Genomic DNA, 19,366 nt, shown 5'->3' with positions numbered 1-19,366 from the left:
CTACGCCTTTCCTTTCGTATCGCGCGCAGCCCGGAGGAGCGGGGCGAGGCTCGCCTCCACGTCGGCCGCATAACCCCAGACAGGCACGGGATCGGGGCGCCCGAGGCGGGCCCGCAACTCGTCCACGCGCCGGGCGAGGTCCGCACGCGTGAGATCCCCCGACGCGCATTCATCGGCCACGACGGTCGGCGAACAGGGGAGACCTCGGCGAAGACGTGCGGAAGGATCGAGCCGCATCGATGCAATCACGCGCCGCCACGTCCCCGCGTCGCGCATCTCCTCGGGCGGCAGCGACGGCCCGAGCATGACGACGAGCGCATCCGCCGCGGCGAACGAGAGATCCTCGTCTGCGAGGCATTGGAGCAAGCGCGGCAAGACCGCAGGCGAGCCCCATCGCCCCGCCGCGGAGAGCAAAGCGGGGGTCGCGGTTTGTCTCGTGAAAAAGGTCTCCGCCGCCTTGGCATCCTCGGGACGACCTGCGAGCACGTAAAGCTCGCCCACGAGTGGGCCGAGGCGTGCGGCGACCGCGGGATCCTCGAACGCGCGCCTCGCCTCGACGTCGCCGAGGATCGCGAGCTGTCGGGCCGCACGAAATGTATTCACTCGATCCTCGACGACGAGCGCGCTCCGCAGCGCCGGGACGAACGTTCGTTGCGAGGCCGCGGGCCGCACGGCGCAGGCGTCGAGGGCCGCCGCGCGCACGAGTGGAGACGCGTCCGACAAGGAGCGCTGGACCTCGTCGTCGGTGAGCTCCCCGCGGGCTGCGAGGAGCGAAAGCTCGATGGCGCGGGCAATGGGTCGCGAGGAAGGGAGGGCTCGCCCGAGCGCGGAGCGCGCCGGATCCTCGGACAGGGCAAGCGCCTCGGCGACGAGCCGCGCGTGCTCCGCGGCGTTTTCGGGAAGCGCATCGATCATCCACGAAACGAGGTGGAACGCGTCTGCGCCCATGGCCACGAGGGTTGCGCCGAACGTATGCCACGGGTCGTCTTGGTGCTCGCGGAAGGAGGTGACGAGATGGCCGAGCGCCATTCTGCCGGAGGCATGGATCGCGTCGATATGGCAAAGCAAGCGGCGCTCGATCTCGGGCGCGGCCCGCCGCGGGGAGCGCTCACGCGCTTTGGCCAGCATCGCGAGCGCCTCCGCGCAGTGAGACACGACCTCGGCGTAAAACCCTGGCAGCGACACGGGGCGAAGCCGCTCGCGATCGAGCCGCACGATCGGTTCCTCCGTGATCGGGTTCGGCAATGGTCGTTCGAGGGGAACGATGTCGTTTGCCGGGGCGAGCACCGCGTCGGGATCGAACGGCACCTCGTCGGGCTCCGGATCGTGGACGCCTAGCGATTGAAGTTTGTCTAGATAAACTCCTTGGAGCGCCTGGGGCCGCGGGCGAACGCGCTCCTCGAGCGGCCGAAGCGTATTCGCTGGCGCCGATTCGGCTCCGACGCCGAGCGCGAGCCCTCGCGTGCCGTCGCGTGAAATGGCCCAGGCGAGGACGGGGGCGCCGGGCGGACAAACCCCGTGGTGCACCATGGCGAACGCATGCGCGAGGGCCATCACCCCGGCCGCCGCGCCGACCTGCCCGATTTCGGCTTCGAGGCAGGCGCCGAAGGCCTCCGGGTGGAACATCGAAGCTTGCCGGGCCGCGCTCCATTCCCATTCCCGCGAACGCAGCACGTCCACGCGTCCCTGCCCGAACACGGCTCGAATGGGAGCGCTCCCCGGGAGGCTTCCGAGAAGCTCCGTCAACGCTGCGGCATCCACGGGTTCGTCGTCGTCGTCCGTGCCCCGGCCCATGGCCGTCCGGCTCTCGAGGATCGTGCCAAAGGGGCCCGTTTTCCCGTCCTGGATCACGACGAGCGCCCCCGCGCCCTCCGCGGGACGAAGCCGCGCAGGCTCGAAGGGCCCAGGGGGCCGCTCGATGAGAGACGTCACCCGATCCACGTGGAAAAATGAGTCCACGCCGACGAGCACCGCAGCCTGCATTGCGTGCGCCTCGATCCGCGTGAGCGCGCCGAACGCGCCGGCTGCGCCCGTGAACCTCTCCACGCGCGAGGCATTCGTGAGCGCGGCGATTCGCGCGGCCACGTCGTCGAGCGCAGCCTTCGAAAGGCCCTCGCACGGAGCCGGCAGGCAGAGGAAGAGGGGGAGCCCCGGTGCGGGCCGGGCCTCTTCGAGCGCAACGCGCGCGAGCGCGACGAGCCGGTCGGGGAGGCCGAGGTCTGGCGGGACGAACCGCGCGTAGTCGACCTGGAAAGGCCGTCCATTCGCGAGCACGAACGGCGCGGGCACGGGCGGCGGCGCGTTTGCCCGCGGGAAAAACACGTGGTCCTGGGCGAGCGCGCCCGCCGGAGAGCAAAGACCGAGGCCAACGACCGAGAGCGTCACTTGTGCGTCAATTTCCCCGCTTCGCGCGATTGTCCCGTGATTCGAATGGTCGGCGCCTTGATCGTGACCCCACCGCCGGATGCCGAGATCTCGGCCCCGCCGCATTTGAAGGTCACGGTCCCGCCCGAGAGCGTCAAGCCGCCCCCGACCGAGAGCGAGAGCGACGCTTGCCCCGTCATGCGATATTCACCGCCGGCGCTCACCTCGCGCGCGCCGCTCACGTCGCTCTGCACGAGGCCCTTCACCTTGCGGGCGATGTTTTTCGAGCTCGTGATCAAAAGCGACCCGAGCGTCTCGTTCATGGCTCCTGCCACCTGCATGCCGGCCTTGGTCGTCTCCGTCGTGTGGCTGCCATTCACGAGCATCGTCGAGGGGCCGAGCGTCACCCACGAGACGGCGCCTGGTGTCAGCACGGCATACACGCCGCCGACCATCTCCGAATAGGGCCCCTCGACGAGCGTCGCCCGGTGCCCCGGCCCCGGGCCTTCTTTGCCGCTCGGCCCGCTCACGCCCGCCGCGCCTCCGCCCGCCGCGACCTCGCCTTCGGGCGGACGGCCGTGATCCCAGGGCATCGGCTTCGACGAGCCGGTCACGCTCGCGAGGATCGCCTCGCCGCCCGGCACCATCGAGGCGGCGAGCCCCGCCAAACCCATTCCGGCCGCCGCCGCCGCGCCTTTCTCGCCGCCCGCGGAAAACCCCTCGATCGCGCCACGACCCACGCCGAGCCCCGCCGCCACGATCGCGCCGGCCGTCCCGCGCGAGCCCACGCCTGCGAGCGCCGTGGAAAAGAGCAGATTCGCGGCGCCCTTCACGGGACTGCCCACCTGCTCGGCGAGCATTCCGCCCACGGAGACGGCCTCCGTCCCTTTGACCTGCGTGACGAAGCTCCCGCCCGCGGTTTGTTTTTGCGTCGCGCCGACCGTCACCGTGCGTGACCCGTACGACGCAGCCCACCCGAGATGCACGCTCACGGTCTCGTCCGCGCCGATCGAAGACGTCACGCTGCCAAGGACTTCGGCATTCTCGTTTTTGCGCGTCTCCGTTCGGGAATCGCCATACACATGGTCGTCCCGGCCAAACGGCGCGGAGAAAAGCATGTGCTGTCGGCCCGCGGCGTCGTCGAGCTGGATCGTGGTGCGCGCGGCAGCGCCCGGAGAGCTATCGGTCGCGATCACGCTTGCCGTCTTGTTCGCGGGCAGCGGCAGCGGCGGGAGCTGCTTTCCATTGTACGAGCGCCCGAGCACGATCGGGCGCTCGGGATCGCCGTCCTCGAAAGCGACGAAGACCTCCCAGCCCACGCGTGGCAGGACGAACCCCGCGGGCGCCTCGGGCTGCGTCACGCGTACGGGAACGCGGTTCCGATGATCTTTCGGGCCTCGCACGTCCCAGTGGAATGCGAGGTGCACGCGGCCGAGCGCGTCCGTATCGATTTCCTGGCCAGGCTCGCCCGTGACGATCGCGGATTGCACGCCGTCGATGCGTGGTTTCGGCGTGACACGTGGCAATCGGAATGGGATGTCCTTCGGAATGGCCTCCACCGTGGCTTCGAGCACGGGTTCGGCGGCGCTCCACGTGATCGTGGTCGCGACGACGAACCACGCGCCCGCGATACGCGCGCGGCCGAACGAGCGATCCGATTCGACGAGCGTGGCCGCGCGGCCGGGCGTGAGCGCGAGCGCGTTCGTCCGCAGCGCGAGCGTCGAGGTATCCGCGCGCAGGGATTCGAGCCTGCGTCGCGCGGCCCGCTCCCCGGCCTCGTTCGAGCGGAACCCGCCCGGCGCCTCGTAGATTTCGACCTCCTGCTCGAAGCTCGAACCGGCCGTGGTCACGCCTTCGAGTTGCAGCTCCGGCCGTTCCGGATCGTAATCACGCAAGGTCACCCTCCCCGGGCGACGCTGCCGCGCGGCCATGACGGGTGTGACGAATGGCCGTGGCTCGCTCGCCGTCGTCCGCGTGACGATCGCGATGGGCTCGGGATACGCGTCGCCGGCGCGCGTGGAGTCGTCCTCGATCACGAGCACCTCGGCGCCGTCGTTCTCCTCGAACCGAAAGGAAAGCCCGTGCTCTTCGCAGAGGCGCCGGACGAACGTCGCGTCCGTCTCGTCGTACGGAATCGACCAAGGAAGCGGTGGATACGTCTCCGCGAGCCGCACCTCGATCCGCTCGTATCCCACGGCGCGCGCGAGATCGGCGATGATCTCGGGCGCGCTGCGGTCCCGGATCACCCGCGGAAAACGTCGCAGCTCCAGCAAGGCGAGGCGCGGGCGCACGGTGGCGCGATAGATGCGCTCATGCCCGTGATCCGTCGCGACGAGGACGAACTGCGTCACGATCCCCGCGAATCGCCGCTCCCCTGCCGCGGTCTCGAATCGCAGCACGCATGCCCCGCGCAGCACGTGCGAGGGGAGCACGACGCGGGAGGGGGGACCCGAGAAATCGAGATCGTACCGCCCGATTTCGCCGAGGCGCTCGTTGCCCTTTATACGCACGAGGCGGAGCGGCGGATCCCCGGGGAGCGCGACGGAGACGCGGGTCACGGAAGCTCCACCCGCGCCGCGAAAATGCGGACGAGCGCGGCCATGTCGATGACGAGTTTGTCCCCTTCGAGGCGCAGCGCGCCGCCCGGCTCGAATGCGAGGGAACCGCCCGGGACTTCGAGCACGATCGATTGATCGGCGCGGACGCGGAGGTGCTTTGCTTCGAGCGCGAGCGTGCCCCGTTCGTCTTTTTCGATCGCGCTCGCGACCTGGAGCGCGCCCGCGATCCGGGGCCCGTCCGGCCCGTCCACGAGCACGACCGTGCGCCCGCCCCGCAAGCATTCCTCGGCAAAATCGGGCGCGACGGCCCCGTCGAGGCGCGCCGTGAGATGGCGGCCCGAGGCGAGGCGGACGCGATACACGCGCTCGTCACCGTCCGCGGAGGCTGCCATGGCCATTTCGATGCGGCCGGGATGCAGCCCCGGGCCGAGCAGGAGGCTCGTCCTGCTACGCCCGCGCCGCGCGCTTTTTCCTTCAGCCATAACGAGACACGCCTCCCTCGACGCTCGCGACCGAGCCCTGGAAATCGCCCTGGATCTCGATCGTGCCCGGGGTCATCTGGATCGTCATTCCGCCCGCTTTGAGGACGAGCCGCGCCTTGGCCTCGATCGCGACTTCGGCTCCCGCGATCGTCGCATTGCCTTTCACCGCGTGCATGAGCGTCCCGAACGACTCGGCCACGTTGCCGCCCGCCTTCACGGTGCGCGACGCGTAGCTCTCCGCATACACGCCGAGCACGTCGAGCCCATACCCGTTCGCCGTCACCGTCATCGGGCCGCTGACCTTCACGACGGCCGCCCCGCCCACCGCGATCGCCTCGGAAATCCCGGCGGTCGTGTTCATCGACCCGCCGACGACGAGCGTCCCGGCGCCTTCCGTGTGCACGCTCTGGTGTTCGAGCGGCGCCTCGGTCTTCGCCCCGCCCACGATACGCACGAGCCGAGGCGTTTTCGTCACGGAATCGCCGCCGATCGAAAAGAGGCGCGCCCCGCCCACCGAGATGCTCTCCGCGCTCGCCCACACGGCGTGATCCGCGTCCGTCGTGACGGCGCGCTCGGCGCCCACCGAGAGCGAATGCGCCCCGTCCACGGCCGTGCTCAGGTTTTCTTTGACGAACAGCTCCCGCGACCCGCCCACCACGCGCTCGAGATCACCCTGCACCACCGAGACCTTGTCGTTTTCCGTGAGTTCCTGGTAATCGCCGGACGACTGAATCGAAAGTTGTTCCGTTCCCGCGGCGTCGCTGATGCGAATGAAATGGCCCCGCTCGCCGGCCGGCGTGGTCTTCGTCCCGAGGTGCGTCTCCACTTTCTGCGCGGGTAAAACGAGGGGCGGCGGATCGGCGCCATTGTAGAGGCGACCGAGCACGAGGGGCACCTCGCACGCATCGTCCGCGAATGCGACGACCTGCTCCCAACCGACACGCGGGTGGAAGGCCGCGCCCGCGAGGGCCGGCTCGACGACGCGCGCCGGCCCGGAGAAAGCATCCCAGCGCAGAACGAGCGAGGTGCGTCCGTGCGCATCCACCGCGATCTCCTGGCCAGGCGGGCCCGTCACGCGCGCCGTGCTCACGCCCCCGCGCGGAGATGTACGCGCGCGGGCGGGCCGATAGGTCGAGGAGGCCGGGACCGCATGGAAAAGCGCACGATGCACGAGGCCCTCCCCCTCGGGAGTCAGGCTCGCCATGTGAGTCACCGAGAGCACGAGGAATCGCCCATTTTGCGCGGCGATGGGTGATCCCTCCACGGTCACGATCGAGCCGGCCGCGACGAGGGGCGTCGTGGCTTCACCGTGCAGCACGGTCGCCTCTCGACGACGCTCGCCGAGCCGGATCGCCGCGAGCTCGCTTGCTTCCGCGGGCGAACGCGCGTCGCGGGAAAGCTCGTACCATTCGAGCGAGCCTTCGCCGCTTTCCCCCGCGATATCGAGCTCCGGCCGCTCGAAATCGTAGCCCCGCACGAGCGCCACGTCGCTCGTCGCGCGCCGCACGAGCCGCGCGGCGCGGAGGGAAGGGCCTCCTTCGAGCCCCGCGTCCTCGTGATATCGCAGGACGAGCCCGTCGTCGTCGAACGTGCCCGGCTCGTCCGCGATACGCACGGCATCACGTTCGCCCGTCGCGGGATACCAAGACAAACCCTCTTCCGCGAGGACCCGCGTGACGAACGAGAGAGCACTCTCGAACGATTGGAGCCGGTGCGCCCGCGGGGGCGGCGTGCGCCGTGCGCGGTTCTCGACACGAAATCCGTGCATCTCGAAAAAGAAGCGTGCGATCCCTACGGCGTTCATGGGCCCGGGGGCGCCCCAGTACCCGCGGCCATCGGCCGCCTCCGCCACGCGATGAACGAGGACGAGCACGTCATGCCCCTCGTGGTCCTCGACCCGATCGACGATCCCCTCGAAGCGCCGCGCATGCTCGCCGACGCCGAGGACGAGCCACGCGCGCTCTCCGAGGAGATCGAGGTCGACCGCGGAGACGGGCTTGCCACGCTCGAAGATGTCGCAATGGACGTGCGCGACGAACGGCATTCCCATCCGCTCGTCGATGTTGCACGAATGGGCGACGAACTCGAAGGAGACCCCCTTCACGCCGAGCTCGATCCACGAGCGCTGGTTCATCCGCCCACCTCCCCGCCCTGGTCCCGCTTGACCATTCCCTCGATCGTCGTCGTGCCGCTCTTCGCGCGGAGCGCGCCGCCCGCGATTTCCAGGGCCCCGGCCGTGAGCGAGCCCGAGACGTCGATCGTGATCTGCGGCGCCGCAATGCTGAACGTTCCGCCCGCCCGCAGCTCGACCTGCCCCGACGCGAGTTTGCCGGTGGGCGCCGCGATCCCATGATCCGCCGCGGCGCTCTCCGTCACCGCGCCCGCCGCGCTGCGCTTGCCGCCCTGCACCGACTCCGAATACGCCCCGGCGCAGGTGACCACACGCGCGCCGCGACAAACGTATGTCCGCGCGCCCGCCACGCTCTCCGTCACCGAGAGCCCCGCCGAGACGAGCTTCGAGCCGCCCACGATACGCGTGAACGTTCCTGTCGTTTTCGTGTTCGACTGGTTGCATTGCAGCACGTACGCGCCGCCGACGGACTCCTCGTATCCCCCGCCGCAGAGGACCACGCGGTTCCCCGTCACCGCGACGATCTCGGTCGCCATCGATTCGGCATTCGCGCCATCCACGGCGATGTGAATGGGCTTCCCAACGTCCACGCGCTGATTCCCGCCGATCGTCACGTCCTCCGCGCCGCCCACGTGCGCCGCGAGGCCGAGGCCGACCACGTGCGCCTCGTCGCCGTCCGTCGTCTGCGTGAAATCGCCGCCCACGCGCACGCCGAGGTCGCGGCTCGCGTGCACGAAAAACGCCTCCGCGCCCGCGTCGTCGCCGAATCGGATCTCCTGCGTCGTGCCGTCCCCGGGGCTCGTCCACGATTGCAAGGCCGTGACGGCGCGCGCCGAGGGCAGGACGTACGGATGCACCGCGGTTGCATTGTAGAGGCGGCCGAGCACGAAGGGCCGATCGGCGAGGCCATCGAGGAACGAGACCGCCACCTCGAAGCCCACGCGCGGGATCATCATCGCGCCCCCGAGCGGCCATTGCATCGTGCGGATCCAGGAGGACGACCGATCGTCCGTGATGCCCGAGCGATCCCAGAGAAACCTGATTTTGACCCGCCCGAGCGGATCCGTGTGCACCTCCTCGCCGGGCGGGCCCGTGACGACCGCGCTCTCGACGTGGTGAATGCGTGGCTCTTTCCGGATCGCAGGCCTATGCGGCGGGCGCTCCTCACCACGATCGCCCAGCGTGGGCCGGAGGACGACCTGGTTGTGATAAGGCGACCCTTTTCCACCGCCCGGGAGCGGCCGGTCGAACTCGTGGCGCACCTCCGAGACGAGGAATCGTTGATCAAAGACGTCCACGCCGCCGCCCGCGACCTCGACCAGCCGGCCGGGGCGAAGGCGCATGCAATCGCTCGTCGCCTCGACCTTCACCTCGTCGCGGCGGAGCTGTTCGAGCCTGCGCTTCGCCCGCGCCGCGGCTGCGCGCGCGTCGGGTACACAAGCCGGATACTCCAGCCATTCGAGCGCGCCGTCGCCCGCCTCGCCGTCGAGGTAGATGTCCGGGTGATCCACGTCGAAATCGCGGACGAACACCCGATCGTGGGACAAGCCCGCCTCCCACGAAAGCGAGAGGAGCGCGCGCACGCCCCTCGCGCGTGTGGAACCCGGCCCGGCGAAGGGGAGGCGCGGATCGCCGTCGATTCCGTCGTGCGAGGCCGTTCCGTCGCCGAAGAGCACGCGCCACGCGCCGTCCTCGGCCGTCTCGGTCCAGAACGAGATGCCCTCGCGCGCGAGCAAGCGGCACACGAAATCCCACTCGGTCTCGCCATGCTGCGTGCAAAGCGGATACAGCGGGTATTCGCCCGAGAGCCTCGCCACGATCGCATCCCGCGGGACGCCCGCGCCCGCGAGGACCTCCGTGACGATCTCTTCGGAGGTCTTGTCCTGAAAAACCCGATACCCCGCCCGGAGCGCGAGCGGCGCGAGGGGATCCGCGAGGCGGAGCGAGAGCACACGATCGCGGCCCCGGCGCACCTCCTCGGCCACCTCCGTCACCACGAGCTGGATCGCGCGCGCCGTGCCCTCCTCGGGATCGGAGAGCACGAGGACGCACGGGGCGCGGACGAGCGACTCCGGATCGACCTCGCCCGCTACAGCCACGTCCATCTCGAACGACGAGAGGTCGTCCATGATTTCGCGCCCGTGGAGCGAGAGGACCACGTTCTCGCCGAGCGGCTCGCAGGCGAAGGCGACGTCCTGGGTCGTCACGAGGCCGAATCTACAGGACCGTGCGTACGACCACAAGCGTCGCGGTGCTGGCTCGGGTCGTGCAGGCTCCCTCGCATGCCTGCGCTCGTGAAGATCGGCATTTCCGCGTGGACCGAGCCGACGCTGCTGTCGTCGGGCTTTTATCCTCCCGGCGTCCGGACGGCCGAGGCCAGGCTGCGGTATTACGCGTCGTCGTTCCCGATCGTCGAGGTCGACAGCACGCATTACGCCTTGCTCGCCGAGAGAAACGCCGAGCTCTGGAGCGAGCGCACGCCCGAGGGGTTCACGATGGACGTGAAGGTCGTGGCGCCGCTCAGCGAGCATTACATCGCGCCGCGCGGGCTGCCGAAGGACATGCGCGACGCGCTGCCGCGGGAGGTCCGCGAGAAAACACGGATCTATCCGCAGGACCTCGGCGACGCATTCCTGGACGAGCTCGCCGAGCGGTTCGTCTCGGCCCTCCGGCCTCTCCAGGCGAGCGGCAAGCTCGGGCTCGTGCTGTTCCAGTATCCGGTGTGGTTCACGTTCTCGTCCGCCTCGCTCCGGCGCCTCGAGCGTACGCGCGCGCTTTTCCGCGGGCATCGCCTCGCGATCGAGTTCCGCAACGCCGGCTGGCTCGGCGAGCGGCACAGGGACGAGACGCTCGCGTTTCTCCGGGAGCAAGGGCTCGTGTATACGTGCGTGGACGAACCCCAAGGCTTCGCCTCGTCGGTCCCGCCCGTCGCGGAGGCGACGGCCGACGTCGCGCTCGTGCGTTTCCACGGCCGCAACGTCGAGACGTGGGAGAAGAAGTCGGAAAGCGCCGCCGAGCGCTTCGCCTACGAATACGAGAAGGCCGAGCTCGCGAGCTGGGTGCCGAAGATCGTGGGGATGTCCCGACAAACGCGGGAGGTCCACGTCATCATGAACAACTGTTATCGAGACTGGTCGGTGCGGAGCGCGGTGGATCTGACGGAGATGCTGCGGAGGGCGGGCGCCCGCATCGCCGAGCCGCGGGCGCCCCTCGCCGCGTGATCGTCAGGGAGCGAGCACGATCGCCGATTTCGCGGGCACGGTGAGCGTCAACATGCCGCCCTGCGGGACGGTCACGCTGGGGCCGCCCATCGCGTCCTTCAAGACGGTGCCCGATGCGAATCCGAGCGTGCTGGCGTCCACCGTCATCTGCGCCGGCGCGCCCGACCGCGTGAGCGCGACGATCGCCCCGGTCGCGCCCAAGAGCTTGCGCCCGATGACGAGCGTGTCCTCCGTGGCGCCGAGCGAGACGTAGTCGCCCCGCCGGAGCGCCGGAATGGCCTGCCGCGCCGCGCCGAGCTTGCGCACGAACGAGAGCGTCGCCTTTTCCTCGGCCGAGAGCCCGTTCTCGGGCCGCCACATGAGCCGGTTGTTCGGATCCGCCCCGCCCCACTGGCCATACTCGTCGCCGTAATACATGAGCGGCGCGCCCGGCAGCGCGAGCAGCCACGCCATCGCCACGCGCATCCGCTCGTAAGGCACGGCGTCGGAGGGCGCGAGGGCCGTGTTGTCCCACTGGTTGCCGGGGATCCCGCGGTCGCCGTCCGCGTAATCGGCGAGCGAGACGAAGCGCGGGGTGTCGTGGCTGCCGATGTAGGGCGTCATGACCGCGCTCTTCGGCCATTTTTCGAGCCCGTGCCGCGTCCAGTAATCGGCGTGCAGCATGCCCTTGTCGCCGTACGCGAACGTCCGGTAGGAGACACCGTGATAGAGCACGAAATCGAACTGGCCGTCGAGGCCGAAGGGGCCGATGTACTGGGCGATCGTGCCGTAATTCTCGTCGTTGCACGGGTCGCCGCAGTCGTTCCACCCCATCGCGGTCTCGCCCATCAGGAAGTAATGGGTCCCGGCCTTCTCGAAGGTCTCGCGCACCTCGACGGAGAGGTTCCGCGTCGCGAGCTCCTCGACGTGCTTGACCGCGTCGACCCGCAGGCCGTCGAGATCGAACTCGTCGAGCCACCACACGGCGTCGTCGACGAACTGCGCGTTCGCCTCGGGGACCGAGTGGTTGATGTCGGGCATGTAATCGGCGAAGAGGCATTCGAGCGCCTTCGCCGTCCAGTCGCAGTTCGCCGTGCCGCAGACGCAGCCCGTGCGGAACCACTCGGGGTGCGATTTGAAGTATTCGTGCTCGATGTGCACGTGGTTGACCACGTAATCCTGCAGGATGCGGATCCCGTGGGCGTGCGCGGCCTTCACGAGCGCCCGCAGCGCCTCCGGGCCGCCGAGGCGCGGGTCGACCTCGCGCGCCTTGATCGGCCAGTAGCCGTGGTAGCCCGTGACCTTGTGCACGCCGTCGGCCGCGAGGTACGAGGCCTCGGGGTTCGTCTGGAACGGCGTGAGCCAGATGGCGCGAATGCCGAGTTTGTCGAGCTCGCCCTCCTCGATCGATTGCGTGAGGCCCACGAGATCGCCGCCCTTCCAGTCGCCGCGCGCGTCCGCGCCGGGCGTGGGCGGGGCATTGTTCGAGCTGTCGCCGTCGCGATAACGATCGGTGAGGACCATGTAGACGACCGCGTCGTTCCAGGAGAACGGCTCGGCCTCGATCCAGAAGGGCAGGTGCACGGGCTCGCCGACGCGCCCGCTCTTGCTGCGCGGCCGGAGCGTGACGCGGTATTTGCCGTCGGCGAGGCCCGCGAGCGAAACCTGCACGTTTCCTTCGGCCGAGACCGTGACCATCGGCGCGGGGAGGGGCTTTTTCGTGCCGTCTTCGAGCAGCGTGGCCTCGAAGCCCGGCGCGTCGGCGCCACTCGCGTCCGCGCCGTCGACATAATCGAGCGCGGCCGTGAAGACGCCCTGGCCCGGGGCCATGCGCGTGGCTTTCGTGGTCTTCACCGAGAGCGTGGGGAGGTTGCAATCGCGCACCTTGACGGCGCTGTTCTCGATGCCGCCGAGGTATTTGCGGCGGCCTTGCGCCGGGTCGAGGATCCATTGCGTGCCGCCGCCCGCGTCCTGATAGGCGATCTTGTACGCGTGGAGCCCCGGCGGGAGCATGACCGTGGCCTTGTAGGCGCCGCTCGCGTCGGGGCCGCTCATCACGGGCGCGGTCGCGAGGTCGAAGCCCTGCCATTCGCCGGGTACGCGCGGCGCGCTCGCCCCGGAGGGCGGGACGAACGTGAACGTCGTCGCGCAAAGCGCCTCGCTGCCGCCGCTGCCGCCCACGCCCCCGCTGCCGCCCGCGCCCGCGCCGCCGCTTCCGCCCGCGCCCGCGCCGCCGCTGCCAGGGCCAGGCCCCGCGCCGCCCGGGCCGGTGCTACCCGGGCCCGTGCTGCCGATGCCGATCGTGCCCGAGGAGCCGCCCGAGCCGAGCTCGTTACCGTCGCCGCACGCGACGAACGAGAAAGGAAGGGTCAGGAGAGCGAGAAGGAGGGGAGTGCTGCGCGACATGGGCCCAGAGTAGAGCCCGGCCGCCCTGGCGTCATCCGCCGTTCGTCGCGTGCGCCTCGGGCGCGTCGTTCGTGGTCCACGGCGCCTTCGCGAGGCCGTCGAGCGACCAGGGCTCCTCGAAACCCTTGCGGAGCACCTTCGCGAGCTGGCCGAGCTGCGCGCCGTCGATGAAGCGGTGATCCACGGTCGCGGTGATGGTCACCTGCGGCCGCGGGACGACCTTGCCCGCGACGACCGCAGGCTGCTCGCGCACCGCGCCGACGAGGATGAGCACCGGCACACGCGCGAACGGCGTCGGCGGTGCATACCCCTCGTCGACGCCGAACGCGCCGACGTTCGTGATGACGCACGAGCCGAACGGGAAGGGTTCGAGGCCAAACGCCGCGACCCCGAGTGATCCCGTCAAAAACCCGGTCGTCCAGAGGACGGGCTTGAGCAACCACGAGGGCAGGGCCCGTACGAGGCCCTTGCTCTTCTCGAAATCGGCGTCCTTTCCGCCGCGGAGCTTGCCCGCGCCCTCGGCGAGCGCCTTCGCGATGTCGGCGATCGATTTCTCGTCGGCGCGCGGGATCTTCGTCTTCGCGAGATCCCGCCCGTCCTCGAGCGCGACGAGGAACGTGACGTCCACCGTCTCGTGGGGGACGTATTTGCCGAGGACGATGCGGCCGTTGAGCCCAGGCGCGGCCTTCAGGGCCATCGCCGCGGCCTTGCCGACGATGTGGCCGACCGTGACCTTTTCCCCGGTGGTCTTGCGCAGGTGGTCGATGTAGGCGAGCGCTTCGCCCGCGTCCATGACCAGCTTGCCGTAGATGTTGCCCTCGCGCGGCGAGGACCATGTGGCAATGGCGAGCTTGCGCCTCGTCGAGTTCATGTGCTCCCCCGGGGAATTGGGTTCTCGTTCCTGCCCGATTACACCACGAAATCGAGCATCTGCACACGCGTCAAATGCTCGCTGAGCTTCTTCGCGTACTCCTCGATGAGCAGGTCGAGCTCGACGAGCACCGCGCCCTCGCCCGCCTGCCGCACCTTGCCGCTCACCGGGATCTCGTCGTTCGGGATCACCAGCACGAAGCTCACCTCGTCGCCCGGCTTCGCGTCGGGGAGCGAGACGAGCTCGAGGTACCGGTCCGACATGGCGCTCACGGGGACGAGCACGCCCGTGTCGAGGCGGACCGAGGTCGAGAGCGCGTAGGCCGGCGTCACCATGTAGTGGGCGCGGCGGTTGTGCTCGATGAGCCCGTCGAGCGTCTCGCAGACCGCGCGGCTGATCGGCGTCTCCTCGGCCTCGAGCACGCGGTCGCGCAGCTCCTTCATGGCCTTCTGCGTGCGGATGATGTTCGCCCGCATCTCGCCCTGCCGCATCGCATCGCGGTGGACCTTCTGCGCCACGATCTTGAGGAGGTTGTGATAGAACGGGAACGCGACGTCGCCGTGGCTCTCGAAAAACCGCATGAGCGCGACGACGCCGATGCGGTAGAGCTCGGACGCCTCGGTCGCGACCGCGCGGGTGTTGCGGTAGAGCCCGGTCAGCGCCCCGAGCTCGCCGATGGGCGCGATGGGCGCGAGGCGGAAGCGGACCTCGCCGGCCTGCTCGAGGGCGATCTCGCCCGAGGCGAGCAGCCACAGGTGTTTCGGCTCGGTGCCGGCCTCGAAGAGCACGTCGCCAGGCGCGAGCGTGACGCGCTCGAGGCCCTCGATGAGCTCGGCGAGGTGGGCCTCGGTGATGCCCTCGAAGAGGGGAATCGCGTGGAGATCGGCGGGTCGAATCGTCATGGCTGGTCCTTGCCGCCGCGGATCCCCAAGCGTTGAAGGGGTTTGCCGCGGCGCGGGGGGCGAATCCTCGCATGGATGCGCCGTCCGCGCGAGAGGGTCAGCGCTTCGGGGGCGCGCCGAGCCCGGCGCACGAGCGGAGCGCGTCCTTGAGGCTGCGGAGCGTGCGCGTCTGCGTGAGGTTCACGTCGAGCCCGACGAGCGTCTTGGCGACCGAGGGCCGGATCCCGGTGATGACCCCCTCACAGCCGAGCAGGCGCACGGCCGAGGCCACGCGGACGAGGTGCTCGGCCGTATCCGTATCCACCTTCTCCACGCCCGTGAGATCGATCAGCGCGAAGCTCGCCTGCTTCTCGACGACGGCCTCGAGCAGCGCCCCGAGCATCTGCTCGGCCCGCGCCGCGTCGAGCGTGCCCACGACGGGCACCGCGAGGATGTCCTGCCAGACCTCGATGATCGGCGTGCCGAGCTCCGCGATCGCCTGCTTCTGCGAGGCGATGAGGTCGAGCTGCTCCTGGATCTTCGCCTCGAACCGCATCTGCTCGGTCGCGTCTTCGGTCGCCGCGCACACGCCGATCACGTTGCCGAACGGATCCCGCACGGGCACGTACCGCATGCGGAGCTGGATGTCGCGGATGGGGCGCACGACGACGTGCTCCTCGCCCGCGAGCGCCCGTCGCATGTCGGAGACGATGTCCTCGCGGTCGCGGTAGAACTCGAGCAGGTTTTTCCCCACGAGATCCGACGCCGCGCGCCCCATCCGCCTGCCGAGCGCCCCCGCGAAGAGCGTGCACGTCCCGTCCTTGTCGAGCGCGAAGAGCGTGAGCGGCAACCTGTCGACACACTCCGCGAGGGCCTTCGATTTCTTGGCGAGCTGGAGAGCCTCGCCGAAGCTCACCGAGAGCGACTGGAGCCCTTTCACGGCGCCGCTCGCATCGACGATCGGCGTGTACACGTTGAGCCAGTGCGCCGTCTCGGTGACGTCCTCTTGGCAGAAGGTCTCGCCGGCGAGCGTGCGCTCGACGATCGTGTGCACCGCCGTGTCCGGCGGGTAGAGCTGGAACACGTTCATCCCCACGGATTGCCCGGAGACGAGGCCGAGGTGCGCGAGCCCGTTGCCGTCCGACAAGAGGATGTTGCCCTCCACGTCGCACGACCAGACGATCGCATCCATCACGCGGAAGCAGTCGAGGAGGATGCGCGCCTTGCGCTCCTCGTGCTCGTCGCGCGTCACCTCGGCCGAGGCCCAGAGCGACTGCTCGTCGGCTCGCCAGAACGAGATCCGCGCGCGCTCGCCCTCCCGCGCGAGGCGCACGTCGAGCGAGCGTGTCGCCTCCGCGCCGAAGGCCACGCGTCGCGCCTCCGCGAGCGCGGCGCGATCCTGTTCGTGCACGCGCGCTTCGATCGCGCCGCTGCCCACGCGCGCGTCCCAGGCAGCGTTCGTCGCGAGCGTCTCGCCGGAGAGCGACACCCGCGCGAGGGGCGTCGGGCAGCCACGAAGCAGCGTTTCCGCAGCGGGCAAGTCCATGCGCATCGAGCGTCCACCTCCCGGGAAGCACGACGCCGCACCTGGGATCGGTGCGGTATTCATGGCCCCCCGCCACCTGCCATGGTGCCCCCCGAGCTTGTCCGCTCGCAATGAAAATGTGGGTTTTCCCGCCTACTTACTTCCCCGCGAAGCGCGGCGGTCGCTTCTCCATGAACGCGGCCATCGCCTCGCCGAGATCCTCGGACGCGAGGAACGCCGCGTTCCACGCCGCGACGTAGGCGAGCCCGTCGGCGACCGACTTGCCCTCGCCGTGATCGAGCACGGCTTTGACGCCGCGCACCGTGAGCGGCGGGTTCGCCGCGATCTCCAGCGCGAGCTTGCGCGCCCCCGCGTGCAGCGCCGCCGCGTCGCCGAAGAGCTCGTTCACGAGGCCGATCGAGAGCGCGCGGTCGGCCGAGAGATCCTTGCCCGTGAACGCGAGCTCCCGCACGAGCCCCTGGCCGAGCAGCCGCGGCAGCCGCTGCAGGCTCCCGAGATCCGCCACGATCGCGATCTTCGTCTCGCGCACGGAGAAGTACGCGTCGCGCGTCGAGAGGCGGATGTCACACGCCGCGGCGAGGTCGAGCCCGCCGCCGATGCAAGGCCCCTGGATGGCCGCGATCACGGGCACGGGGCAGGCCGCGACGGCGTCGAAGCCGCGCTGGTAGCGCCGGATGAGCCCGAGCAGCTCCATCCGCTCGGCGGCGCCTCCGCCCCCGAGGTGCGGGCCGAGATCGGCCATCGCCGCGCGCAGGTCGAGCCCGAACGAGAACGCCTTCGCCGTCGACTGCACGACGACGGCGCGCAGGCCCTTCTCGGCCGCGAGTCGCTCGAACAGCGCCTCGAGCTCGACGAAGAGCGCGGGCGGCATCGTGGGCCGGAGGAGCGTGACGGTCGCGATGGCCTCGGAAATCTCAAGAGAGACGAACTCACTCATGCGGCGAAGCTAGCAGAGGAGGTCGCCTGCACGTCAGCTGCGATCCACCGCCAGAATTTCGGTGTGCGCCTCCCACTTCACCGCGCTGCCCCGGACGTCGTATGCTCGGGGCCGATGGCCCAGGACGTCTTCGGGATCGCCGGCACGACGCAGGGCCCCTTCACCATCGAAGAGGCGGTGGCCGAAGGGGGGTTCGGCGTCGTCTACCGCGCGCTCCACGGAGCGTTCCGCGCCCCCGTCGCGCTGAAGTGCCTGAAGATCCCGACGATCCCGGAGGACCTGCGCGCCGGCTTCCTCGAACGATTCCGCGAGGAAGCCGAGATGCTCTTCCGGCTCTCGGCCACGATCCCGGAGGTCGTGCGGCCGCTGCATTACGACGTCATCACGCTCGACAGCGGCCTCATCGTCCCGTTCATCGCGCTCGAGTGGCTGGAGGGGCGCACGCTCTGGTCGCTCATCGAGCAGCGCGCCGCGGACGGCCTGCCGCCGCTCGGCTGCCTCGAAGCCGCGCGGCTGCTCACGCCCGTCGCCCGCGCCCTCGACATCGCCCACAACTTTCCCGGGCCGCAGGGGCCGATCTGCGTCGTCCACCGCGACATCAAGCCCGCGAACATCTTCCTCGCCGAGGTCCACGGCACCGAGTACGTGAAGATCCTCGACTTCGGCATCGCCCGCGCCCGCGACGCGGCCTCCGTGATGGCCGGGGAGATGACGGAGGTCGACGCGGGCACGCCGCTCGCCTTCACGCCGCGTTACGGCGCGCCGGAGCAGTGGGCGCCGAAGCGGTTCGGCACGACCGGCCCGTGGACCGACGTCTGGGGCCTCGCGCTCGCGTTCCTCGAGACCATCGCCGGCCGCGTGGTGATCGACGGCGACGCCGTGGCGATCATGGGGACCGTGCTCGACGAGAAGCGCAGGCCCACGCCGCGGAACGAGGGCATCGTGGTGCCCGACGCGCTCGAAGCGGTCTTTCGCCGGGCGCTCGCCGTCGATCCACGCGAGCGCCCCGCGAGCGCCGGTGCGTTCTGGGACGAGGTGGAGCAAGCGCTCGGCGTCGCGCCGCGCCTCTCGTCGCCGACGGGGCATCGATCCGGGAGCATGCGCGCGCCACTCATCGAAGGGCAGGAGTCGCGCCGCGGCTCGGGCTCGATGCGCGCCGTCTCCGTGCCGCCCGCGAGCATCGACGTCGCCTCCACGGTCCTCGCCGACGAGGGCGCGGGCCGCATCTCGCGCTCGCCCGAGCCCCCCGCGGCGCTGTCCAGCGGCGCCCGCAACGCCGCCGCGATCGACGTCGACTGGGGCGCGAGCGGCCCGAACGCGCCGCAGCGTCGATCGAGCGGGTCGATGCCGGCCGTGCGAGTCGATCCGCCGGCGTCGCAGCCGAGCCCGCGGGTCTCCTCGGTCCCGAAGCCGCGTGTCTCGTCGGCCCCGCGCGAGCCGCTCCCGAGCGTCTCGAACGAGCCCGCGCCAGACGTCCGCAGCATGCTCGGCGGCCCGGTCGCGCTGGCCGGCGCGGGCGTGCTCATCCGCGTGCTCGACCAGATCGCCGGATGGCTCTGGCTCGGGGGCGAGCGTGTGGGGATCGGGCCGCTCCGTTTGTCCTACGTCGCCGCCATCCTCATCGGCGCCGGCGCGGTCCTCGCTCTCGCGCGCCTCTTGCGACACCTCACGCGTTGAGCTGAGCGGATGGGCGAGGTGGACCCTCGCGGCGCCTCTCGGTGGTTTCTCCGAGCTGCCTGGCCCTCCCATGCGCCGCTCCTGCCGTGGTCCTCCGACCTGCTCGGACCCCCCACGAGCACCCCCTCCGAGCAGGTCCGACCTGCTCGGACCCCCCGCGCCCAGGCCCCGCGAGCAGGTCGCAGAAGCTCGCTCCGGCACCCGGCACGAGGACCGCAGAGGTCGGCGAAGGTCGGAAGGGCCACGGGGAGGGTCCACGAGCAAGCTCGAGAAACACGCCCCAGGCTCGTCTCCGGTGCGTCGGCAGGTCGGG

12 protein-coding genes are annotated in these 19,366 nt (G+C 70.2%); 2 read left to right on the top strand and 10 right to left on the bottom strand.

The window, feature by feature from the left end; all coding sequences use genetic code 11:
- The 5 genes from QHF84_RS30055 to tssI (QHF84_RS30035) are packed head-to-tail and all read right to left on the bottom strand — an operon-like array spanning position 1 to position 9,742.
- Complete coding sequence (locus QHF84_RS30055) at positions 1-2,385, bottom strand: hypothetical protein (protein WP_281316897.1); 2,385 nt, start codon at positions 2,383-2,385, stop codon at positions 1-3.
- Positions 2,382-4,922: a type VI secretion system tip protein TssI/VgrG gene (gene tssI / locus QHF84_RS30050; RefSeq protein ID WP_281316896.1), complete on the bottom strand. Its 2,541-nt coding sequence runs from the start codon at positions 4,920-4,922 to the stop codon at positions 2,382-2,384. The genes QHF84_RS30055 and tssI (QHF84_RS30050) overlap by 4 nt, the downstream gene beginning before the upstream one ends.
- Entirely contained in the window at positions 4,919-5,404 is a 486-nt protein-coding gene (locus QHF84_RS30045; protein WP_281316895.1) for a hypothetical protein, read from the bottom strand. The genes tssI (QHF84_RS30050) and QHF84_RS30045 overlap by 4 nt, the downstream gene beginning before the upstream one ends.
- Complete coding sequence (gene tssI, locus QHF84_RS30040; RefSeq protein ID WP_281316894.1) at positions 5,397-7,538, bottom strand: type VI secretion system tip protein TssI/VgrG; 2,142 nt, start codon at positions 7,536-7,538, stop codon at positions 5,397-5,399. The genes QHF84_RS30045 and tssI (QHF84_RS30040) overlap by 8 nt, the downstream gene beginning before the upstream one ends.
- Positions 7,535-9,742: a type VI secretion system tip protein TssI/VgrG gene (gene tssI, locus QHF84_RS30035; protein WP_281316893.1), complete on the bottom strand. Its 2,208-nt coding sequence runs from the start codon at positions 9,740-9,742 to the stop codon at positions 7,535-7,537. Before tssI (QHF84_RS30035) ends, tssI (QHF84_RS30040) begins: the two co-directional genes overlap by 4 nt.
- A 75-nt stretch (positions 9,743-9,817) precedes the next feature.
- Between tssI (QHF84_RS30035) and QHF84_RS30030 the strand changes: the two genes are divergently transcribed.
- Positions 9,818-10,756, top strand: a complete 939-nt coding sequence (locus tag QHF84_RS30030) for a DUF72 domain-containing protein (RefSeq protein WP_281316892.1) — start codon at positions 9,818-9,820, stop codon at positions 10,754-10,756.
- A 3-nt stretch (positions 10,757-10,759) separates the two neighbouring features.
- Here the strand turns inward: QHF84_RS30030 and QHF84_RS30025 are convergent, their stop codons facing one another.
- From QHF84_RS30025 to QHF84_RS30005, 5 genes are all read right to left on the bottom strand, one after another.
- Positions 10,760-13,141 (bottom strand): alpha-amylase family glycosyl hydrolase, encoded by a 2,382-nt coding sequence (locus QHF84_RS30025; RefSeq protein ID WP_281316891.1) that lies wholly within the window; start codon positions 13,139-13,141, stop codon positions 10,760-10,762.
- Between the two features lie 31 nt (positions 13,142-13,172).
- The gene (locus QHF84_RS30020) at positions 13,173-14,012 is read right to left on the bottom strand and encodes a 2-oxo acid dehydrogenase subunit E2 (RefSeq protein ID WP_281316890.1); all 840 of its coding nucleotides are present in this window, start codon (positions 14,010-14,012) and stop codon (positions 13,173-13,175) included.
- A gap of 38 nt (positions 14,013-14,050) precedes the next feature.
- Positions 14,051-14,914, bottom strand: a complete 864-nt coding sequence (locus QHF84_RS30015) for a cyclic nucleotide-binding domain-containing protein (RefSeq protein ID WP_281316889.1) — start codon at positions 14,912-14,914, stop codon at positions 14,051-14,053.
- A gap of 97 nt (positions 14,915-15,011) precedes the next feature.
- Positions 15,012-16,439 carry a PAS domain-containing protein gene (locus QHF84_RS30010; protein WP_281316888.1) on the bottom strand — a complete coding sequence of 476 codons (1,428 nt, stop codon included), beginning with the start codon at positions 16,437-16,439 and terminating at the stop codon, positions 15,012-15,014.
- A 136-nt stretch (positions 16,440-16,575) separates the two neighbouring features.
- Positions 16,576-17,376 carry a crotonase/enoyl-CoA hydratase family protein gene (locus QHF84_RS30005; protein WP_281316887.1) on the bottom strand — a complete coding sequence of 267 codons (801 nt, stop codon included), beginning with the start codon at positions 17,374-17,376 and terminating at the stop codon, positions 16,576-16,578.
- 114 nt (positions 17,377-17,490) lie between these two features.
- On the opposite strand from QHF84_RS30005, the gene QHF84_RS30000 reads away from it, so the two are divergent.
- Entirely contained in the window at positions 17,491-19,053 is a 1,563-nt protein-coding gene (locus tag QHF84_RS30000; protein WP_281316886.1) for a serine/threonine protein kinase, read from the top strand.
- Positions 19,054-19,366 lie beyond the last annotated feature (313 nt).

The sequence above is a fragment of the Polyangium sp. y55x31 genome, assembly GCF_029946505.1.
In the GTDB taxonomy this organism is placed as follows: domain Bacteria; phylum Myxococcota_A; class Polyangia; order Polyangiales; family Polyangiaceae; genus Polyangium.
Note: the sequence above shows the minus strand (reverse complement) of the source record. Positions and strands in the feature narration are given on the sequence as shown.